Below are 19,818 nucleotides of genomic sequence, written 5' to 3' on the forward strand. Positions count from 1 at the left end.
AACCTTATGCGTCGAAGATGCCGGCCTTCAGCCAGTTCCACTGGTCTTCACCGCAGGCGGCAACCAGCGGGCTGCCCCAGGGCTTGTCGGCGGCACGATAGAGGCTGCCGTCAAGCCGTTTTGCGATGCCTCCGGCCTCGGTGATTAGTAGGCAGCCGGCGGTGTGATCCCAGGGCATGGCGCGGTTGTAGACGGCGTAATGGAAATGGCCATCCAGCATGGCGAGGTATTCCTGCCCGGCGCAGCGCAGGATCATCACGCCGGCGGTCTTGTCCATGCGATGCGCAATTCGCGCGGCGAAATCGCGGTCGCCATAGCGCAGGTTGGGTGCACCCGAGATATGCGCCAGCGAGGGTGGCTTGGGCATGCTGATCTTGCGCGTGGTGCCATCAGCCTCGCGGATCACCGTGCCCCGGCCCTTCTGCGCCATGGCGCAGATGTTGCGGATCGGGTCATAGATCCAGGCGGCGACCGCGTCGCCGTCCTTCACCAGCGCCACCATGACGGCGAAAACCGCGCTGCCCACGGCAAAATTGGCGGTGCCGTCGATGGGATCGATCAGCCATGCATAGCCGGGGCGCCGCAAGGTATCCATGATGCCTTCATCGGCGCTGCTGGCCTCCTCGCCCACCACGGTGGAACCGGGAATGAGCGCCTGCAGGCGCGGCGTGAGAAACTCTTCCGAGGCCTTGTCGGCCACCGTGACCACGTCATGCGGCCCGGCCTTCTGGTCGATCTGCTTGGCTTCCAGCTTGCGGAAATGCGGCAGGATGGTTGTGCGTGCCGCCTCTTCCATCAGCAGCCGTACGGCATCCATGTCGATCTGAACCGAACCGGTCATTACACAGCCTTCCCTTCCTGACGCTTGAGCCATTTGCCCGCTTCAGCCTGACTGAAGGCGACCGACAGCTTCAGGTGGCCATCAGTCTCGCGCATATCCAGAACCTCACCGTGGCGATGCAGCCAGGCAATGGCCGCGCCGTCGCCGGCATCCAGCGTGACATCCATTTCCACGCGGTCGTGATCGAGTTTCGCATCGATGCGTTGCAGCAGCATGTCGATGCCATAGCCGTCCAGCGCCGAGATCAGCACCACCTCGTCCTGGCGGTCCGCCTGGTTCTGCAGCACCTCACGCTCGGGTGCCGGCAGCAGGTCGGCCTTGTTCCAGGCATCGAGTCGGGCCTGGCTGCTGCTGTCGCCGATGCCCAGCGAGGCCAGCACATCCTGCACATCGGCGGCCTGCGCCTCGGTGTCGGGATGCGACAGGTCGCGCACATGCAGGATCAGGTTGGCCGAGATCACCTCTTCCAGCGTGGCGCGGAAGGCGGCGACCAGGTGCGTCGGCAGCTCGGAAATGAAACCCACCGTGTCGCTCAGGATGATGTTGCGGCCAGACGGCAGGCGCACGGTGCGCATGGTGGGATCCAGCGTCGCGAACAGCAGGTCTTTCGCGAAGACATCGGCATTGGTCAGCCGGTTGAACAGCGTCGACTTGCCGGCATTGGTGTAGCCGACCAGTGCGACAACCGGATACGGCACCTTCTGGCGTGCGCGGCGGTGCAGCGAACGGGTGTTCACCACCTGCGCGAGTTCGTCCTTGATGCGGATGATGCGGTCGCCGATCAGGCGGCGGTCGATTTCCAGCTGGCTTTCACCGGGGCCACCGAGGAAGCCGAAGCCGCCACGCTGGCGTTCAAGGTGGGTCCAGGACCGCACCAGGCGCGAGCGCTGGTAATTCAGATGCGCCAGTTCGACCTGCAGGCGGCCTTCCTTGGTACGGGCACGGGCACCAAAGATTTCCAGGATCAGACCGGTGCGGTCGATCACCTTGGCCTTCAGCGCTTTTTCCAGATTGCGCTGTTGTACCGGGGTGACGGCGGCGTCGACGATCACCACATCGACCGGATTCTCGGTGATCCAGGCGGCCAGCTCATCGGCCTTGCCGGGACCGATCAGGGTGCCGGGACGCCAGTTCGACAGCGGGATGGCATCGCCGCGCACCACATCGAGGTTGATCGCGGCGGCAAGGCCCACGGCCTCTTCCAGCCGCGCCTCGGGGCGGCGGCGCTGTGCGGTCGCCACCGCCTTGGCATTGGCGGCCTTCAGAAACGGATGAAGGACGAGCGCACGCCGGGCGCGCTCGTCCTCGGAATAATCGTATTCAGACATCAGCCAAACTTACACGATGCTCCGTGAATGGGCATCGCTCCGGAGGGAATAAACCCTCTCTGCTCAGCCCTGTTCCCCGGCAGCGGCGGCACCGCCCTGGGCGGCCGGGTCGAAGAGCTGGATCGGGCCGGACGGCATCACGGTCGAGATCGCGTGCTTGTAGACCAACTGCATGTGGCCATCGCGGCGCAGCAGCACCGAGAAGTTGTCGAACCAGCTGATGATGCCCTGCAGCTTCACGCCGTTGACCAGGAAGACGGTCACCGGGGTCTTGGTCTTGCGAATGTGGTTGAGGAAAACGTCCTGGACGTTCTGAGGCTTGTCGGCGGCCATTGTTATGGACCTTTCTTTTCTTATGTTGTTGTATTTATTTTATTTTTTCCCAGGCCCGGCCTGTACGCACCGGATGGGTCCTGCGGAGGCGGCGGCCGCTGCCCCACGCCCAGCGATTAAACCATTAATTTCTGAAAGTGGCAAAACAATGGCGTGCACTGCGGCATCGCGTCACGCTGCATGTCACGGGCGCGTGTACGGACCAATACGGATCAATGACTCCGCAATGAAATCAGGGTGCGATAAAAGGCGCGTTCCAGTCGGCCTTGCCGCTTCCGTGTGCATCCGCATGCACTTCATAGAGGCTGCGCAGCTTCGCGCCAACCACACCCGGGCCGCCATTGCCAACGGGCTTGCCGTCGATAGTGACGATCGGCATCACGTAAGAGGTCGTGGATGAGACGAAGGCTTCCTTGGCGCCCTGTGCTTCGGCAACCGTAAAGGCGCGTTCCTCGAATTTCAGGCCCTCGCGCTTCGCCAGCTCGATCACCGCGTTGCGCGTGATGCCGCCGAGGATGTTGGTCCCCAGTTTGCGCGTCACCAGCACGTTGTCTTTGGTGACGATCCAGGCGTTGGATGAACTGCCTTCGGTGATGAAACCATCGCGATCAACCAGCAGCGCCTCATAGGCGCCGGCCTCTTTCGCAGCCTGCTTGGCCAGCGCCGCCGGCAGCAAACCAACGGTCTTGATGTCGCAGCGGCCCCAGCGGATGTCGGGCCGCGTGATGGCGGCAACGCCCTTAGCCGCCTTGTCATTGGCGGCGGCCATGTTGGCATGGCGGCCGATGACGATCAGGCTGGGCGGCGTATCGACCGGGAAAGCGAAGTCGCGGCGCGCCGTGCCGCGGGTGACCTGCAGGTAAACGCTGCCATCGATCACGCGGTTACGCCGCACGGTCTCGTTCAGCACCACCATCAGCGAGCCGCGCGCCATCGGATGGTCGATCTGCAATTCATCCAGGCTGCGATCCAGCCGGTCGAGATGGCCGACGATATCGACCAGCCGGCCGTTGATCACCGCGATCACCTCATAAACGCCATCGGCGAACTGGAAGCCGCGATCCTCGACATGCACCGCAGCCTGACCATAGGGGACATACTGGCCGTTGACATATACGACACGCGACATGGGTCTTCGCCTTTCAGGGTATCAGTTTCCGGGACGGTCCAGGTTGACCACGCCGAGCGCCTTGAGCTTGCGATGCAGCGCCGAGCGCTCCATGCCGATGAAGCTGGCGGTGCGCGAGACATTGCCGCCAAAGCGGGTGATCTGCGCCAGCAGGTATTCACGCTCGAACATCTCGCGCGCCTCACGCAGCGGCAACGCCATCACTTCCGTGGTGGTCTCGGGCCGCAACGCCACCGGCGGTGTCGCACCCAGATCGGCCGGCAGCATGTCGGCATGGATCATACCCTTCTGCTCGGCCGGCTGCATGATCAGCAGCCGTGCGATGGCATTGCGCAGCTCGCGCACGTTGCCGGGCCATTCGGCGGATTGCAGGGCGAGCAGTGCATCCTCGGCCAGGTCGCGCGGCGGCACGCCCTGGCGCTGCGCCTCGGCAGTGGCGAAATGCTTCACCAGCAGCGGAATGTCCTCGCGGCGATCGCGCAGGGCCGGAACCTTCAAGGGCACGACATTCAGGCGATGGAACAGGTCCTGGCGGAACTGTCCCTGCCCCACCCGCACGGTCAGGTCATGCGCAGTACCGGAAATGATGCGCACATCGACCTGCACGCGGGTGCGCCCGCCGACGCGCTCGAAACTCTGCTCGGTCAGCACGCGCAGCAGCTTGGCCTGCGATTCCGCCGACATCTCGGCCACTTCATCGAGGAACAGCGTGCCGCCATGGGCGCTTTCCAGCACGCCTATCTTGTGCTGGCGCTGGCCGTTGACGGACTCCTCGATGCCGAAGAGATCCTGTTCCAGCCGGTCCGGCGTCACGGTGGCGATGTTGAACACCACGAAGGCACCGCCGGCGCGCCGCGAGCGCTGGTGAATCTGGCGCGCGATCATTTCCTTGCCGGCACCCGGTGGGCCCGAGATCAGCACGCGGCTGTTGGTCGGCGCGACGCGCTCCATGGCCTGACGCAAGGCCGTGATGGCCGCAGAGGTGCCGACCAGATCGACAGCAGTGCCCGAGCGCTGGCGCAGGTCTTCGTTCTCGCGCTTCAGACGCGCCTGTTCCAACGCGCGCTCGACCAGCAGCAGCAGGCGGTCGCTCTTGAAGGGCTTCTCGATGTAGTCGTAGGCGCCGCGCTTGATCGCCGAAACCGCGGTCTCGATATTGCCGTGGCCGGAAATCATCACCACCGGCACGCTGCTATGGTCGCGGATGATGCGGTCGAGGATTTCCAGGCCATCGAGCTTGCTGCCCTGCAGCCAGATATCCAGGATCACCGCATTGGGCCGGCGCGCCTCGATCTCGCGCAGCGCGCCATCGGAATCGCCGGCCATACGGACTTCATAGCCTTCGTCCTGCAGGATGCCGCCGACCAGATTGCGGATATCCGCTTCGTCATCAACAATGAGAATGTCACGCGCCATGGCGATCCGAACCTAACAACCTGCGCACTGTCTCGTGGGTTTCCTGGCTTTGCGGCGGCGCGTCGCCAGCAGCACGCTCCGTTCCGACCTGGTCGCCCGGAATGATTCCCGGCAGCCGAATGCGCGCCAAGCTACCATTTTTCGCGGCGGGATCAAACAGGTGGGCATCGCTGAGCGAAATGGTGCCGCCATGCTCCTCGATGATCTTCTTGACGATGGCGAGTCCCAGTCCGGTACCCTTGGTGCGCGTCGTCACATAGGGCTCGAACAGGCGGTCGCGATTCTCCAGCGGCAGGCCACGGCCATTGTCCAGCACTGTAATGTCGGCCGCGCCATCGTTGACGCGCAGGCCGATCGAGACATGGCCCGGCGGCAGGGTCGCACCTGCCGGACGGTCGCGACCGTCGATGGCATCCATGGCATTCTGCAAGATGTTGGTGAAGACCTGCGCCAGCTGCCGCGCATCGCAGTTGAGCCGCACCGGCACGGACGGCAGGTCGGTCTCGAACCGGATTTCGGGCCGCGCCACCTGCTGCAGGAACACGCCCTGCCGCACCAGCTGGCCCAGATCCTCTTCGCGATAGACCGGACGCGGCATGCGGGCAAAGGTGGAGAATTCATCCACCATGCGACCGATATCGCCAACCTGACGGATGATGGTATCGGTGCATTGCGCGAAGATTTCCGGATCGGTCTGGACTTCCTTCATGTACTTGCGCTTCAGACGCTCGGCCGAGAGCTGGATCGGCGTCAGCGGATTCTTGATCTCATGGGCGATGCGACGGGCGATATCGGCCCAGGCGGCATTGCGCTGCGCCGCCACCAGTTCGCTGACGTCGTCGAAAGTGACGACATAGCCCAGCAGTTCGTTGCCGGTGACCTCGCGGGCGATACGCACCAGCAGTGTGCGCGTGGCATCGGGCCGCTGCAGCACCACCTGGCCGCGCTGCACGGCTTCGGCCGGACGGTCGTTGAGTTCACCAAACAGCTCGGCCATTTCCGGCACGGTCTCGGTGAACGGCCGACCGACAATATCGTCGAAGGTGATCTGCAGCATGGCCAGCGCCGACGGATTGGGCAGCGTCACCTGCCCTTGCGGATCGACGCCGATCACGCCGGCCGACACGCCCGACAACACGGTCTCGGTGAAACGCCGGCGCTCGTCGAGCTGGCGGTTGGCGGCAATCAGTTCGGCCTGCTGCGCGGCGAGCTGTCCGGTCATGCGGTTGAAGGTGCGGCCCAGCGTGGCGATCTCGTCATCATCGGCACGTTCGGTGACGCGCGCGGTCAGATCACCGGCGCGGATTCTCTCGGCCGCCGACACCACTTCGCCAATCGGCATGACCAGCCGGTTGGCGACCAGCAGGCCGAACCAGATCGCGGCCAGCAGCAGCAGCAGCGATACCAGGATGAACAGGATGGCGAAATTGATCTCCAGCGCCGAGCGCGCCTGTTCAAGCCTTGTATACTGCGTCGCCGCGTTGCGGGTGCGCTCCAGTTCAGCCAGCACCCTGGCATCGAGATAGCGGCCCACGAAGAGGTAAGCGTCGAGATAGCCGTCCAGCCGCACCAGCGCACGCACGCGGTCGTCGGTCTCGGCCGTGATGATCACCACCTGGCCGGCATTGGCGTCCTCGATGGCGCGCGGCGGCACGCGGTCGAATTCCATCAGCAGGCTGAGTTCGTTACGGGCGAGGATTTCGCCTGTCGACGTGAAGACGATGGCCTCGCCCAGGCCACGCAGGCGCGACAGCTGTCGCACCGCCTGCTGGAAGGCGTAAGGGTTGCGGGTCAGGGTCGGCGCCGAACGGTTGAGATCGACGGCCATGGCCAGCACATCGGCGCGAATGGTCTTGCGATGCTCCTGGATATAGGCCTCGGCCACGGCGACCGAAGCCTTCACGGCGGTATTCACGCGGTCGCTAAACCAGGTCTGCAGGCCGAGGTTGAAGAACAGCACGGCGAACACGGTCATCATCACGGTGGGCAGTGCCGTGACGGCGGCAAACATCATCACCATGCGGGCATGCAGCCGCGAACCGGCGGCGCCACGGCGGCGCTGCATCCACAGCACGACCAGGCGCCGGGCGACCAGGCTGGTCAGGCTGAGCAGCACGACCAGATCCATCAACAGCAGGAACTGCACCTCGCGCGAGGTCAGCTCGCGGTTGGCGCCAGGCGTCATGGCCAGATAGGTGAGCGTGCCGGCGACCAGGGCGGTGATCGCCAGGGCGATTTCCAGATGGCGGATCAGGTTATGGCGGCGGAACCAGTCCTGCGCGCGCCGCCACAGCCGGACGCCGGGAGCGACGGGCTCTACGGGTATGCTGTCGTCGGTCATGAGACGTGAATCGGGGCTGTGCCGGCCATCGCCGGATCATACCCCAGCCCGGGCCGTCCAGCACCCCCCGGCCGGCCCCTGGTGACCCAGGATTCGGGGCTTATTCGGGCCGCGCCCTACTTCAGGCCGCGGATGACCTGGATGTTATGGTCGCGGATCTTCTTGCGCAGCGTATTGCGGTTCAGACCCAGCATATGGGCAGCCTTGATCTGGTTGCCCCGGGTCGCCGCCAGACTGAGCGAGATCAGCGGGATTTCCAGCTCGCGCAGCATGCGGTCATAGACACCCGGCGGCGGCAGGTCGTCGCCCTGGGCGGAGAAGAACTTGGTCAGATGCCGCTCGATGGCCCCGGTCAGGGTTTCCTCGTCGCTCGGCTCGGCGCTGCGCGCCGCCTGCGGCGGCTCGGCCAGCTCGTTGTCGATCACCTCGACGCCGATCACGTCCTCGGCGTAGAGCGCGGCCAGACGGCGGACCAGGTTCTCCAGTTCGCGCACATTGCCCGGCCAGCGATAGCGGCGCAGCCGGTCCATCGCCTCGCTGGACACCGTCTTCAGCGGCAGGCCCTGACTGGCCGACTGGTTGAGGAAGTGACGCACCAGGTCGGAGATATCGTCGCTGCGTTCGCGCAGCGGCGGCAGGCGCAGCGGCACGACGTTGAGGCGGTAATAAAGGTCTTCGCGGAACAGGCCCTGGTTCACGGCCTGGCGCAGGTCGCGGTTGGTGGCGGCGACGATGCGCACATCCGTGCGGATCGGCGTACGGCCGCCGACCGTGGTATATTCGCCCTGCTGCAGCACGCGCAGCAGGCGGGTCTGCGCCTCGATCGGCATGTCGCCGATCTCATCGAGGAACAGCGTGCCACCTTCGGCCTGTTCGAAGCGGCCGGCGTAACGATTGGCGGCGCCGGTGAAGGCACCCTTTTCATGGCCGAAGAGTTCGCTTTCAATCAGTTCGCGCGGAATAGCGGCCATGTTCAGCGCCACGAACGGCCCATTGCGGCGCTTGCCGTAATCGTGCAGCGCGCGCGCCACCAGCTCCTTGCCGGTGCCACTCTCGCCAAAAACCAGCACGGTAAGATCGGTGCCCATCAGGCGCGCCATCACGCGATAGATTTCCTGCATGGCCGGCGAGCGGCCGATCAGCGGCAGCTTCTCTTCGTCGGCGGCCTGCTCCTCGGCTTCCGAGGGCATCGCCTTGGGCTGGCTGAGCGCGCGTTCCACCACGCGCAGCAGCTCCTTCAGGTCGAAGGGCTTGGGCAGATAGTCATAGGCACCGCGTTCGGCGGCCTTCACGGCGGTGAGCAGCGTCTTCTGCGCGCTCATCACGATGATCGGGATTTCAGGGCGGATGCGCTTAATGCGGGGCAGCAGGTCGAGGCCGTTTTCGTCGGGCATCACCACGTCCGTGATGATCAGCTCCCCCTCGCCTTCGGATGCCCAGCGCCACAAGGTGGCGGCATTGCCGGTGGAGCGCACCTGATACCCGACCCGGCCAAGCGCCTGATCCAGCACCGTGCGGATCGAGCGGTCGTCGTCGGCGACGAGAATGGTGCCCTTGTTACTCATTCAAAACTCTCCGATTCTTCCGCCGCCGTGTTGTGGACGGGCAGACGCGCACTGAAAACTGTACGGCGGGGGCGGCTGTCGCACTCGATGACGCCGCCATGGTCGCCAATGATCTTGGCAACCAATGCAAGACCGAGGCCAGAACCGCTGACCTTGGTTGTCACAAAGGGATCGAACAGATGGGGGCGGATATCCTCGGGCACACCGGGGCCATTATCCTGAATCGTCACTTCCAGCGGCAGGTGCAACCGTTCACGTGATCCGCGCACCGCGAGTCGCACGCCATGGCGGTAAGCCGTGGTCAGAATGATTTCGCCGCCGGGATCGTCGCCAACGGCTTCTGCCGCATTCTTCACCAGATTCAGGAAGACCTGAACCAATTGGTCCCGGCTGCCATTCACCGGTGGCAGCGAAGGATCGTACCGTTCGATGAAACGCAGATGCTTGCCGAAGCCGGCCTGCGCCACCTTGCGCACATGTTCCAGCACCTGGTGAATATTCACCGGACCGCGTTCGATGCGCTTGTCGGAAAACACTTCCATGCTGTCGACCAGCGCGCAGATACGATCGGTCTCGTCGCAGATCAGACGCGTCAGTTCGCGATCGGCCGGACTGCAGTTGGCTTCCAGCAGCTGCGCCGCGCCGCGAATGCCGCTGAGCGGATTCTTCACTTCATGCGCCAGCACGGCGGCCATGCCGGTGACGGAGCGCGCCGCACCCCGATGCGTCAACGCGCGGTCGATCTTGGCTGCCATGGTTCGTTCGTCGAAGCGCACGATGACATGGTCCTCGGCTTCGGGAACCGGTGAAATCTGCACGTCGACCAACCGTTCGCCCAGACGCGGCGTACCCAGATCGACGTCGTATTCCGACACGCTGTAGCGCTCGCGGAAGACCTGCGCGAACAGCTGCAGCACCGGGCTGCCGAAGGGTACGAGGTCACGCAGGTTCTGCCGGCACAGCACGGCGGCGCCGCTGTCGAAGAACTGTTCGGCGGCCGGGTTTACATAGGCGATATCGCCCTGGCGGCCGACAACAAGAATGGGATTGGGAATGGCGCCCAGGACCTGGGCCGGATCGATGTCGCTGACGTCCACCGATTGCATCAGGCAGCCATCCGGTCCAGTTGCGGCGCATAGAAATCGCGGATCGCCTGACGCACCTGTTCGGGTTCGTCGATCTGCATGATGCGGGTGCGGAACTCGGCCGAACCCGGCAGACCCTTGGAATACCAGGCCACATGCTTGCGGCCGATCTTCAGGCCGGTCTGCACGCCGTAATGCTCCAGCATTGCATCGTAATGTTCCAGCACAGTGGCTTCCTGCTCGTTCAGTGCCGGATCAGGCAGACGCGTGCCGGTCTTGAGGAACTCGATCACCTGGCGCAGGAACCACGGACGGCCATAGGCCCCGCGACCGATCATCACGCCATCGGCACCCGACTGCTCAAGCGCGTCCTTGGCTTCATCCAGCGTGGTGATGTCGCCGTTGACGATCACCGGCAGCTTCACGGCATCCTTGACCTTGCGCACAAAGCTCCAGTCGGCGCGGCCGTTGTAAAGCTGGCAGCGCGTGCGGCCATGCACGGTGAGCATCTGTATGCCCTCGCCTTCGGCGATGCGCGCCAGCTCCGGCGCATTGCGGCTGGCATCGTCCCAGCCAGTGCGCATCTTCAGCGTGACGGGCAGCTTCACCGCCTTCACGGTGGCGGTCAGCAGCGTCCTGGCATGATCCAGGTCGCGCATCAGCGCAGAGCCGGCATGGCCGTTGACCACCTTCTTCACCGGGCAGCCCATGTTGATGTCGATCAGGGCAGCGCCGCCGTCTTCATTGAGCTTGGCGGCCTCGGCCATCACATGGCCTTCGCAGCCGGCCAGCTGCACCGACATCGGAAATTCTTCGGGGACGTTCTGCGCCATCTTCAGCGACTGGCGCGAGGCACGTACCATCGCTTCGGAGGCGATCATCTCCGACACAACAAGACCCGCGCCGCTTCGCTTCACGAGACGACGGAACGGCAGGTCCGTGACACCCGACATGGGGGCCAGGATGACCGGATCTGCGATGGAGACGGGACCGACGTTTATGCTCATTTTTTACACAATTCCCTGGAGTGCCCAGTTGTTGATCACGATAATGGCTTTTTTACTGCGCTGCAACATCCTTCCGCCGTCGGATCATGCCGTCTTGCGAGGGGCCTTTGCCTGATCCGATCCGGTCAGGTAGGTTGGCCGCCATGGAAAACGCCGCGCTGATCGTCGCGGCCGGTCGCGGCAGCCGCGCCGGCGGAGAAAAACCAAAACAATACCAGATGCTTGGCGGAAAATCCCTGCTCCGCCACAGCATCGAGATTTTCCTGAGCCACGCGGCAATAGCACGGGTGGCAGTCGTGATCCACCCCGATGATTCCGAGGCTTATGACGAGGCCATCCGGGGTCTGGAAAACGAGCCACGCCTGGCCCCACCCTGCCTCGGCGGTGCCGCCAGACAGGACAGCGTGCGCCTCGGACTGGAAGCCCTGGCTGCAGGCAAGCCGGCTGCCGTGCTGATCCATGATGCTGCTCGCCCATTTATTAGGCAAGAAAGCATCTCTGCCTTGCTGGAAATGCTTAAACAAGCGCCAGGCGCCATTCTCGCCATCCCGGTCGTCGACACCCTGAAGCGTGGCGACCAGGGCCAAGCCCGCAGCGGCGTCGATCGCCAGGGCCTGTGGCGGGCCCAGACCCCGCAGGCGTTTCGCTTTACAGATATCCTGACTGCCCACCAGCAGGCCGCTGGCCTGGCGCTGACCGACGATGCCGTCGTGGCCGAGCAGGCCGGCCTCGCCGTGCAGCTCGTAACCGGCTCCGAGGAGAATTTCAAAGTGACCGAGCCCGAGGATTTCGCCCGCGCCGAACGGCAACTGATGATGCAGCGCGCCGACATCCGCACCGGCCAGGGCTTCGACGTGCATGCCTTCAGCGACGAGCCGGGCCGCAAGCTGACCATCGGCGGTATTGTCGTGCCGCATGAGCGCGGCCTCGCCGGCCATTCCGATGCCGATGTGGCGCTGCATGCGTTGACCGATGCGATCCTCGGCGCGCTGGGCGACGGCGATATCGGCCAGCATTTCCCGCCGAGTGATGCACGCTGGAAAAATGCCGATAGTGCCACCTTCCTCAAGCATGCCATCGATCTGGTGACCAAGCGCGACGGCATGATCGGCCATTGCGACATCACCATCATCTGTGAAGCGCCCAAGATCGGGCCGCATCGCGAGGCGATGCGTGCCCGCATTGCCGCCATCACCGGCATCGCGCTGGACCGCATCAGCGTGAAGGCAACGACAACCGAGAAACTCGGCTTCACCGGCCGGCGCGAAGGCATCGCGGCGCAGGCGGTGGCCACCATCCGTCTGCCGGCCTAGAGCTTATGCTGTATTTCCTCCCCTTCATGATCTCGACCTTCTTCGGCGTCGGCAAATTGCGTCCTGCGGCCGGCACCTGGGGTTCGGCTGCCGCCCTGCCCTTTGCCTGGGGCCTGCAGATGCTGGGCGGCCCATGGCTGGTGATCGCGGCCGCGGTTGCCGTGGCCGTCGTTGCGCTCTGGGCGATCAGGCTGTTTCTGGTGCGCTGGCCCGGCGACGATCCGGGCGAGATCGTGATCGACGAAGTGGCCGGACAATGGCTGACGCTGGCTTTCGTGCCGACCGAGCTGTGGCAGTATGTCGTCGGCTTCCTGGTCTTCCGTTTTTTCGACGTGACCAAGATCTGGCCGGCCTCCTGGGCCGACCGCACGCTGGACGGCGCGCCGGGCGTGCTGGTCGACGATCTCTTCGCCGGCATCTACGGCATGGTGGTCATGCTCGTGATCTGCCACTTCTGGTGATCTCATGGACGATACGCTGCTGCGCCTTGCCGAAGACCTGCTCGCCCGCTGCCGGGCGCAGAATGCCATGCTGGCAACGGCTGAATCCTGCACGGGCGGATTGATCGCGGCGACGTTGACCGAGATCGCCGGTTCGTCGGACGTATTCGAGCGCGGCTTCGTCACGTATTCGAACGAAGCGAAGATTTATTCCATCGGCGTGCCGGCCGAGATCATCGCCGGCCATGGCGCCGTCTCCGAACCGGTGGCGCGCGCCATGGCGGAAGGCTGCCTGCGCAAGAGCAACGCGCATATTGCGATTGCCTGCACCGGCGTCGCCGGCCCCGGCGGCGGCTCGCCCGAGAAACCGGTCGGTCTGGTGCATATCGCGGTGGCCGGCGAAGGCCAGCCCACCATGCACCAGCGCATGACCTACGGGAATATCGGCCGCTCGGCCGTGCGCATGGCGACTGTGGAAGATGCGCTGGCCTTAGCTGGCGAGATGCTGGAACAGATGATCGCGGCGCATAAAAGCGCCCAGTAATCTGTCCTAGAGGCCAGCCAGCCGTTTGACCTCGCCCGAGGCGGCAATCGTACCATCACGCACGAAGCGCTCGTGGTTCTGATCGATATCATCCAGACGATAGAGATAGTTCACCATCAGGCCGGCCGACTGCTTCATGCCGTTGCGCGAGCGGTCGCCCATCCAGTTCAGGCGATAGACCTGCGCGCCGTTGCTGAGGTGGAAGCGCGCCACCGGATCGCGCGGCTTGTTCTTCTTGTCGGTGCTGAGCAGGTAGCGCGCACTCAAGCGCGTCAGCACTGGCTTCAGCGCTTCAGTCAGCGCGGTATTGTCGGCCCAGGCATGGTCCTTCAGCATGCCGGGCAGCATACCCTTGGAGAAACGCTGGCCCAGTGCCGCTGATAGCTCCTCGCGCGCCTTGTTCTCGACCAGATCGGGCGTGCCCTCGGCCACCGTCTCTTCCAGCCAGGCGCGGAAACCCGGGATCGGCGACAGCGTCGAGAACTGCTTCAGGTTCGGCAGGTCGCGCGTCAGGTCGTCGACCACGCGCTTGATCAGGAAGTTGCCGAACGAAATGCCGCGCAGGCCGACCTGTGTGTTGGAGATCGAATAGAAGATCGCGGTATCGGCCTCGCGCGGATCGAGCACCGGCTGCGACTGATCCAGCAGCGCCTGCACATTACCGGCAATGCCCTTGACCAGCGCGACCTCGACGAAGATCAACGGCTCCAGCGGCATGCGCGGATGGAAGAAGGCATAACAGCGCCGGTCGGCATCCAGCCGGTTGCGCAGGTCGTCCCAGCTTTCGATGGCATGGACGGCCTCGTAGGCAATCAGCTTTTCCAGCAGCGCCGCGGGGCTGTTCCACGAAATGCGCTGCAGTTCGAGGAAACCGACATCGAACCAGGCCACGAACAGGTCTTCCAGATCGGCATCCAGAATGGATAGCTCGGGCGCGTCTTTCCGGAACCGCAGTGCATCGGCGCGCATGTCGACCAGGAATTTCACGCCCTGCGGCAGTGCTGTGAACTGCGTCAGCAATCGCTGGCGCGGCGGCGTCAGCGCAAACCGCAGCTTGCGCTCGGCCTTGTGGCGCGTCACCGGAGTATCGGCCGTCTGCAATTCGCGGATCGCGGTTTCCAGGGCTGCATCGTCGGCAGCGAAGTCATTGGCCAGTGCCTGCAGGAAGGTGCGCTTGCCCTCGTCATTCAGCGCCAGATACAGCCGGCCCAGCGCCGCCGCGCGGGCGCGCGCCGCCACCTCGCCGCCCTTGGCGTCCAGGCATTCGGTGAACAGCGCCCGCAGGCGCTCGGTATCTTTTGCTTCGAGCTTGCCCTCGCGAGCGAGCTGGGCGACCTCGTCGCCGCCGGCAATGCCGCGCCAGGCGCCGACCAGGCTGCGCAGGCCGCGCTCCAGCAGCGTGCCGGAAATCGACAGGTTCAGATTGGGCAGGTTCGGCAGGGCAACCATAGGCGCAGCACTCTCATCGGCGGCAGACCCGACCCTAACGGCCGAGCCGGTTCAGAGTGCCGTGATGGTAGCACCAGGCGGCAGGGATAATCCATTCTCGCCGTAGAGCTGGCGGGCCCGACTTTCGAAGGCCCCCACCATCCGTTTGACAGCTTCGTTAAACAGCAGCTCGATGGTCTTTTGCAAAAGTTTTGAGCGGAACTCGAAATCGACATAGAAATCGATCTCGCAGCCGGTCGGGTGCGGCAGGAATATCCAGTGGTTCTTCAAATATTTGAACGGGCCGTCGGTATATTCCACGTCGATCCGCTTGGCCTCAGGGCTGAGTGTCACCCGGCTGGTGAAGCGCTCGCGGAACACCTTGAAGCCGATGATCAGGTCGGCGACCACGACATGCTCGCTGCGCTCGCGGATGCGGGCGCCGATACACCAGGGCAGGAATTTCGGATAATGCTCGATCCCGGCAACCAGGGCATACAGCTGATCGGGCCGGTAGGGCAGGATGCGTTTTTCGGCGTGGGTCGGCACGTTGGTGCTTACTGGGCCCGTGCCGCGAACTTGGCCTCGCGCGCGGCGCGCAGACGGGCAAAGTCGTCGCCGGCATGATGCGAAGAGCGTGTCAGCGGCGAGGCCGACACAGTCAGGAAGCCTTTGGAATTGGCGATCGTGGCATAGGCAGCGAATTCGTCGGGCGTGACGAAGCTCTTCACCTCGGCATGCTTGCGGGTCGGCTGCAGATACTGACCGACAGTAATGAAGTCGACATCGGCGGCCCGCATGTCGTCCATCACTTGCATGATCTCGATCTTCTCTTCACCCAGACCGACCATCAGGCCGGACTTGGTGAACATCATCGGATCGAGTTCCTTCACCCGGGCCAGCAGTTGCAGCGAGGCGAAATAGCGCGCACCGGGGCGGATGGCGGGATAGAGCCGCGGCACGGTTTCCAGATTGTGGTTGTAGACGTCCGGCCGGGCGGCCACGACCGCCTCGATAGCGCCGGGCTTGCGGATGAAATCGGGCGTCAGGATTTCGATGGTCGTCGTCGGCGAGGATTTACGGATTTCCTCGATGGTGCGGACGAACTGCGAGGCGCCGCCATCGGGCAGATCGTCGCGATCCACAGACGTGATCACCACATGATGCAGGCCCAGCTTGCCCACCGCTTCGGCCACATGGGCCGGCTCATGATGGTCGACGCCGTCCGGCTTGCCGGTGGCGACGTTGCAGAAAGCGCAGGCCCGGGTGCAGACCGCGCCCAGGATCATCACAGTGGCGTGCTTCTGCTTCCAGCATTCGCCCAGGTTCGGGCAAGCCGCTTCCTCGCAGACGGTGTTCAGGTTCAGCTCGCGCATCAGTTTGCGCGTCTCGGCCACTTCCGGTGAGGTGGGCGCCTTCACGCGAATCCAGTCCGGCTTGCGCAGCAGCGGCGTGTCGGGCTTGTGCGCCTTTTCCGGATGACGGACCGGGAGGGGATGAACGTTGATGGTCACGACAGCCTAAAATCCTTTTGGCAACCTCTGGGGCTGAGGTAGCGCAGGGGCAGTATACAGAAAAGCCCCTACCCTGACATCAGCCAGCAAAGCCTAGAAATTCAGCGCCTTGCCGTAAGCGTCCAGCACCGACTCATGCATCATTTCCGACAGCGTCGGATGCGGGAAGATGGCATGCATCAGCTCGACCTCGGTGGTCTCCAGCGTCTTGGCGATGCCAAAGCCCTGGATCAGCTCGGTCACTTCCGCACCGATCATATGGGCGCCCAGCAGCTCGCCGGTCTTGGCGTCGAACACTGTCTTGACCAGGCCTTCCGGCTCGCCCAGCGCGATCGCCTTACCATTGGCCATGAAGGGATAGCGGCCGACCTTCACCGTATGGCCCTTGGCCTTGGCCGCGGCCTCGGTCAGGCCGACGCTGGCCACCTGCGGCGTGCAGTAGGTGCAGCCCGGGATGTTGCTGACGTTGAGCGGATGCACGTCCTTCTCGCCGGCGATCTTCTCGACGCAGATCACGCCTTCATGGCCGGCCTTGTGCGCCAGCCAGGGCGGACCGGTCAGGTCGCCAATGGCATAGATGCCGGGCTCCGCCGTGCGGCTGTATTCGTCGGTGACCACATGGGTCTTCTCGACCTTCACCTTGGTGGTCTCGAGCCCGATATTCTCGACATTGCCGACGATGCCGACCGCGAGGATGACGCGCTCGACGGTGATCTCGGATTCCTTGCCGGCCTTGTCTTTCAGAACGGCGGTAACCGTATCGCTACCCTTCTTGAGTGCGGTCACGGTGGTGCCGAGATGAATCTTCATGCCCTGCTTCTCGAAGGCCTTCTTGGCCAGGCCGGAGATTTCCTCATCCTCGACCGGCAACACACGATCCATCACCTCGACCACAGTCACTTCCGAGCCGAGCTGGCGATAGAAGCTGGCGAATTCGATGCCGATGGCGCCCGAGCCGATCACCAGCAGCGACTTTGGCTGCGTCGGCGGCACCATGGCTTCCTTGTAGGTCCAGACCAGCTTGCCGTCCGGCTCCAGGCCGGGCAGCGAGCGTGCGCGCGCACCCGTGGCGAGGATGATGTGTTTGGCGGTGAGATCGGCGACGGCCTTGCCGTCCTTGGTCACTTTGATCTTGCCGGCGCCGTTCAAGGTGCCATGCCCGTCGATGACGGTGATCTTGTGCTTCTTCATCAGGAACTTCACGCCGTTCGACAGCTGGGCTGCCACTTTACGCGAGCGCTCCACCACCTTGGCGGTGTCGATAGTGACCTTGCCCTCGACCTTGAAACCATAGGCTTCGGCATGCTTGATGTTGGTGTAGATTTCAGCCGAACGCAGCAGCGCCTTGGTGGGGATGCAGCCCCAATTCAGACAGATGCCGCCCAGATGCTCGCGTTCGATGATCGCAGTCTTCATCCCTAACTGGGCGCCGCGGATAGCGGTGGTGTAGCCACCCGGGCCGCTGCCGACCACGATCAGATCGAAACTGGTATCAGCCATGATGGCCTCCTTAAACGGATCGCGTAATGCCGCCGTCGACGCGGATATTCTGGCCGGTGATGTAGCTTGCCTGCTCCGACAGCAGGAAAGCGACCGTGTCGCTGATCTCGCGCACGGTGCCGTAGCGCTGCATCGGGATGCGCGCCACGCGCTCCTCCTTCGACGGCAGGCTGTCGATGAAGCCGGGCAGCACGTTGTTCATGCGAATGCCCTGCGCCGCATACTGGTCGGCATAGACCTTGGAGAAAGCGGCTACGGCGGCGCGCACCGGACCCGAGATCGGAAAATCGGCCTCCGGCTCGAAGGTGGCGTAGGTCAGCAGATTAACGAACGCGCCGCCGCCCTGCTTGAGCATTACCGGCGTCACCAGCCGCACCATGCGGATGACGGCCAGGTGCACCAGCTCGAAGCCGGTGGTCCAGGCGGCGTCATCCAGTTCGAGCAGTTTGCCCTTGGGCGGATGGCCGGTGTTGTTCACCACTGCATCGATACGGCCGTACTTGCTGAGCGTCAGATCGACCAGCGCCTTGACGTCATCCGCCTTAGCATTGGAGCCGGCCGTGCCGACGCCGCCCAGACTTTCGGCGAGCGTCTTCGCCGCGCCCGACGGCGACATGGCGGCGACCTTGTAGCCATCGGCCGCCAGCTTTTTCAGAATCCCCGCGCCCATGCCCTTGCCGGCACCGGTCACGATGGCAACTTTCACTTCAGCCATCGTCAGGCCCTCACAGCAGCATGGTCAGCGGATCGTCGATGAAGCCCTTGAAGGCCTGCAGGAACTGCGCGCCGACAGCGCCGTCCACCGCGCGATGATCGACCGACAGCGTGCAGGTCATGATGGTGGCCGGCACGATCTGGCCATTCTTCACGATGGGACGCTGTTCGCCGGCACCGACAGCGAGAATGCAGCCCTGCGGCGGATTGATCACCGCCTCGAACTGCTTCACGCCGAACATGCCCAGGTTCGAGATCGAGAAGGTGCCGCCCTGGAACTCCTCGGGCTTCAGCTTGCCATCGCGCGCACGCGCGGCAAGGTCCTTCATCTCCGTGGCGATCTGCGTCAGCCCCTTGCCTTCCGCCTGCTTGATGATCGGCGTGATCAGGCCGTTCGGGGTCGCCACAGCGACCGAGATATCGGCATGGTCGTAATACATCATGCCGCTGTCATCAAAGCTGGCGTTCGCGGTCGGGACTTTCTTCAAGGCCAGCGCCACGGCGCGGATGACAAAGTCATTCACGCTGATCTTGGCGTCGGTCTTGTCGTTGAGCCGCTTGCGCAAGGACAACAGCTCGTCGATCTCGGTATCGATGGTGAGATAGAAATGGGGCACCGTCTGCTTGGACTCGGTCAGGCGGCGCGCGATGGTCTTGCGCATCCCTGAGAGCGGTTCCAGCTTGTAAGGCATCTTGAGCAGGTCGGCGAGCTGACGCGCGCCCGGACCCGAAGCAACAGGCGCGGCAGCCTTGCCGGCAGCAGCCGGAGCCGTCGCACCCTTCGGTGCCTTCTCGACGTCTGCCTTGACGATGCGGCCATGCGGACCGCTGCCCGTCACGGCCTTGAGGTCGATACCGCCCTGTTCAGCCATGCGGCGGGCCAGCGGCGAAGCGAAGACGCGATCACCGCTCTTCACCGGAGCCGCAGCAGCGGCCGGCGCAGGAGCAGCCTTCGGTGCTTCGGCCCTCTTCTCTTCAGCCTTGGGGGCCGGAGCAACCTCAGGCTTCTTCTCTTCCGGCTTCTTGGCAGGCACAGTAGCGGCCTTGATGTCGCCGGCAGCCTCACCCTCTTCCAGCAGCACGGCGATCGGCGTGTTTACAGCAACGCCCTCGGTGCCTTCGGCGACCAGGATCTTACCGATCTTGCCTTCATCGACGGCTTCGAATTCCATCGTCGCCTTGTCGGTCTCGATCTCGGCGATGATGTCGCCGGCCTTGACCGCGTCGCCTTCCTTCTTGTGCCACTTCGCCAGCTTGCCCTCGGTCATCGTGGGCGAGAGGGCCGGCATCAGGATATCGATCGGCATCCTTTGGCCCTCC

Annotated in this window: 18 protein-coding genes; 3 read left to right on the forward strand and 15 right to left on the reverse strand. The window is 64.0% G+C overall.

Features of this window, described 5'->3' with window-relative positions; translation table 11 throughout:
- Positions 1–4: 4 nt before the first annotated feature.
- The 9 genes from AC1RRE_RS12055 to dusB form a co-directional block, all read right to left on the reverse strand.
- Positions 5–841: an inositol monophosphatase family protein gene (locus AC1RRE_RS12055; protein ID WP_492981423.1), complete on the reverse strand. Its 837-nt coding sequence runs from the start codon at positions 839–841 to the stop codon at positions 5–7.
- Positions 841–2,169: a GTPase HflX gene (hflX, locus tag AC1RRE_RS12060; RefSeq protein WP_492981424.1), complete on the reverse strand. Its 1,329-nt coding sequence runs from the start codon at positions 2,167–2,169 to the stop codon at positions 841–843. Before hflX ends, AC1RRE_RS12055 begins: the two co-directional genes overlap by 1 nt.
- A 63-nt stretch (positions 2,170–2,232) precedes the next feature.
- The gene (hfq, locus tag AC1RRE_RS12065) at positions 2,233–2,502 is read right to left on the reverse strand and encodes an RNA chaperone Hfq (RefSeq protein ID WP_492981425.1); all 270 of its coding nucleotides are present in this window, start codon (positions 2,500–2,502) and stop codon (positions 2,233–2,235) included.
- Between the two features lie 232 nt (positions 2,503–2,734).
- Positions 2,735–3,631 carry a D-amino-acid transaminase gene (locus AC1RRE_RS12070; RefSeq protein WP_492981426.1) on the reverse strand — a complete coding sequence of 299 codons (897 nt, stop codon included), beginning with the start codon at positions 3,629–3,631 and terminating at the stop codon, positions 2,735–2,737.
- A gap of 21 nt (positions 3,632–3,652) precedes the next feature.
- The gene (gene ntrX / locus AC1RRE_RS12075; protein ID WP_492981427.1) at positions 3,653–5,047 is read right to left on the reverse strand and encodes a nitrogen assimilation response regulator NtrX; all 1,395 of its coding nucleotides are present in this window, start codon (positions 5,045–5,047) and stop codon (positions 3,653–3,655) included.
- Positions 5,037–7,388 carry a sensor histidine kinase NtrY-like gene (locus AC1RRE_RS12080; RefSeq protein ID WP_492981428.1) on the reverse strand — a complete coding sequence of 784 codons (2,352 nt, stop codon included), beginning with the start codon at positions 7,386–7,388 and terminating at the stop codon, positions 5,037–5,039. Before AC1RRE_RS12080 ends, ntrX begins: the two co-directional genes overlap by 11 nt.
- 116 nt (positions 7,389–7,504) lie before the next feature.
- The gene (gene ntrC, locus AC1RRE_RS12085; RefSeq protein ID WP_492981429.1) at positions 7,505–8,953 is read right to left on the reverse strand and encodes a nitrogen regulation protein NR(I); all 1,449 of its coding nucleotides are present in this window, start codon (positions 8,951–8,953) and stop codon (positions 7,505–7,507) included.
- The gene (locus tag AC1RRE_RS12090) at positions 8,950–10,059 is read right to left on the reverse strand and encodes a two-component system sensor histidine kinase NtrB (RefSeq protein WP_492981430.1); all 1,110 of its coding nucleotides are present in this window, start codon (positions 10,057–10,059) and stop codon (positions 8,950–8,952) included. Before AC1RRE_RS12090 ends, ntrC begins: the two co-directional genes overlap by 4 nt.
- The gene (dusB, locus tag AC1RRE_RS12095; protein WP_492981431.1) at positions 10,059–11,045 is read right to left on the reverse strand and encodes a tRNA dihydrouridine synthase DusB; all 987 of its coding nucleotides are present in this window, start codon (positions 11,043–11,045) and stop codon (positions 10,059–10,061) included. Before dusB ends, AC1RRE_RS12090 begins: the two co-directional genes overlap by 1 nt.
- A 143-nt stretch (positions 11,046–11,188) precedes the next feature.
- On the opposite strand from dusB, the gene AC1RRE_RS12100 reads away from it, so the two are divergent.
- From AC1RRE_RS12100 to AC1RRE_RS12110, 3 genes are read left to right on the forward strand one after another with little or no spacing between them, the layout of a single operon-like run.
- Entirely contained in the window at positions 11,189–12,358 is a 1,170-nt protein-coding gene (locus tag AC1RRE_RS12100) for a bifunctional 2-C-methyl-D-erythritol 4-phosphate cytidylyltransferase/2-C-methyl-D-erythritol 2,4-cyclodiphosphate synthase (protein WP_492981432.1), read from the forward strand.
- Between the two features lie 5 nt (positions 12,359–12,363).
- Positions 12,364–12,819: a phosphatidylglycerophosphatase A family protein gene (locus AC1RRE_RS12105; protein ID WP_492981433.1), complete on the forward strand. Its 456-nt coding sequence runs from the start codon at positions 12,364–12,366 to the stop codon at positions 12,817–12,819.
- A 4-nt stretch (positions 12,820–12,823) separates the two neighbouring features.
- On the forward strand, positions 12,824–13,342 hold the full coding sequence (locus AC1RRE_RS12110; RefSeq protein WP_492981434.1) for a CinA family protein: 519 nt from the start codon (positions 12,824–12,826) through the stop codon (positions 13,340–13,342).
- A 6-nt stretch (positions 13,343–13,348) separates the two neighbouring features.
- Here AC1RRE_RS12110 and AC1RRE_RS12115 read toward each other — a convergent pair whose 3' ends face one another.
- The 6 genes from AC1RRE_RS12115 to AC1RRE_RS12140 all read right to left on the reverse strand — a co-directional run bounded on the left by AC1RRE_RS12115 (position 13,349) and on the right by AC1RRE_RS12140 (position 19,805).
- Positions 13,349–14,791, reverse strand: coding sequence for a malonyl-CoA decarboxylase (locus tag AC1RRE_RS12115; protein ID WP_492981435.1), 1,443 nt, complete (start codon positions 14,789–14,791; stop codon positions 13,349–13,351).
- Positions 14,792–14,842: 51 nt separating this feature from the next.
- Positions 14,843–15,319: a type II toxin-antitoxin system RatA family toxin gene (locus AC1RRE_RS12120; protein WP_492981436.1), complete on the reverse strand. Its 477-nt coding sequence runs from the start codon at positions 15,317–15,319 to the stop codon at positions 14,843–14,845.
- An 8-nt stretch (positions 15,320–15,327) separates the two neighbouring features.
- Positions 15,328–16,278, reverse strand: coding sequence for a lipoyl synthase (gene lipA, locus AC1RRE_RS12125; protein WP_492982931.1), 951 nt, complete (start codon positions 16,276–16,278; stop codon positions 15,328–15,330).
- 99 nt (positions 16,279–16,377) lie between these two features.
- Positions 16,378–17,784: a dihydrolipoyl dehydrogenase gene (gene lpdA, locus AC1RRE_RS12130; RefSeq protein ID WP_492981437.1), complete on the reverse strand. Its 1,407-nt coding sequence runs from the start codon at positions 17,782–17,784 to the stop codon at positions 16,378–16,380.
- A gap of 10 nt (positions 17,785–17,794) precedes the next feature.
- Positions 17,795–18,499, reverse strand: a complete 705-nt coding sequence (locus tag AC1RRE_RS12135; RefSeq protein ID WP_492981438.1) for an SDR family oxidoreductase — start codon at positions 18,497–18,499, stop codon at positions 17,795–17,797.
- 10 nt (positions 18,500–18,509) lie between these two features.
- A complete protein-coding gene (locus tag AC1RRE_RS12140) occupies positions 18,510–19,805 on the reverse strand; it encodes a pyruvate dehydrogenase complex dihydrolipoamide acetyltransferase (protein ID WP_492981439.1) in 1,296 nt (431 codons plus the stop codon).
- Positions 19,806–19,818: the final 13 nt, after the last annotated feature.

The sequence above is a fragment of the Ferrovibrio sp. GW821-FHT12D07 genome, assembly GCF_058807275.1.

Bases quoted from the DNA above. Each gene is read 5' to 3' on its own strand.
- AC1RRE_RS12105 (WP_492981433.1), top strand. From the start codon at position 12,364: ATGCTGTATTTCCTCCCCTTCATGATCTCGACCTTCTTCGGCGTCGGC.
- hfq (WP_492981425.1), bottom strand. From the start codon at position 2,502: ATGGCCGCCGACAAGCCTCAGAACGTCCAGGACGTTTTCCTCAACCAC.
- AC1RRE_RS12080 (WP_492981428.1), bottom strand. From the start codon at position 7,388: ATGACCGACGACAGCATACCCGTAGAGCCCGTCGCTCCCGGCGTCCGG.
- AC1RRE_RS12070 (WP_492981426.1), bottom strand. From the start codon at position 3,631: ATGTCGCGTGTCGTATATGTCAACGGCCAGTATGTCCCCTATGGTCAG.
- AC1RRE_RS12110 (WP_492981434.1), top strand. From the start codon at position 12,824: ATGGACGATACGCTGCTGCGCCTTGCCGAAGACCTGCTCGCCCGCTGC.
- AC1RRE_RS12115 (WP_492981435.1), bottom strand. From the start codon at position 14,791: ATGGTTGCCCTGCCGAACCTGCCCAATCTGAACCTGTCGATTTCCGGC.
- dusB (WP_492981431.1), bottom strand. From the start codon at position 11,045: ATGAGCATAAACGTCGGTCCCGTCTCCATCGCAGATCCGGTCATCCTG.
- lpdA (WP_492981437.1), bottom strand. From the start codon at position 17,784: ATGGCTGATACCAGTTTCGATCTGATCGTGGTCGGCAGCGGCCCGGGT.
- ntrC (WP_492981429.1), bottom strand. From the start codon at position 8,953: ATGAGTAACAAGGGCACCATTCTCGTCGCCGACGACGACCGCTCGATC.
- AC1RRE_RS12055 (WP_492981423.1), bottom strand. From the start codon at position 841: ATGACCGGTTCGGTTCAGATCGACATGGATGCCGTACGGCTGCTGATG.
- AC1RRE_RS12090 (WP_492981430.1), bottom strand. From the start codon at position 10,059: ATGCAATCGGTGGACGTCAGCGACATCGATCCGGCCCAGGTCCTGGGC.
- AC1RRE_RS12100 (WP_492981432.1), top strand. From the start codon at position 11,189: ATGGAAAACGCCGCGCTGATCGTCGCGGCCGGTCGCGGCAGCCGCGCC.
- hflX (WP_492981424.1), bottom strand. From the start codon at position 2,169: ATGTCTGAATACGATTATTCCGAGGACGAGCGCGCCCGGCGTGCGCTC.
- AC1RRE_RS12135 (WP_492981438.1), bottom strand. From the start codon at position 18,499: ATGGCTGAAGTGAAAGTTGCCATCGTGACCGGTGCCGGCAAGGGCATG.
- AC1RRE_RS12140 (WP_492981439.1), bottom strand. From the start codon at position 19,805: ATGCCGATCGATATCCTGATGCCGGCCCTCTCGCCCACGATGACCGAG.
- ntrX (WP_492981427.1), bottom strand. From the start codon at position 5,047: ATGGCGCGTGACATTCTCATTGTTGATGACGAAGCGGATATCCGCAAT.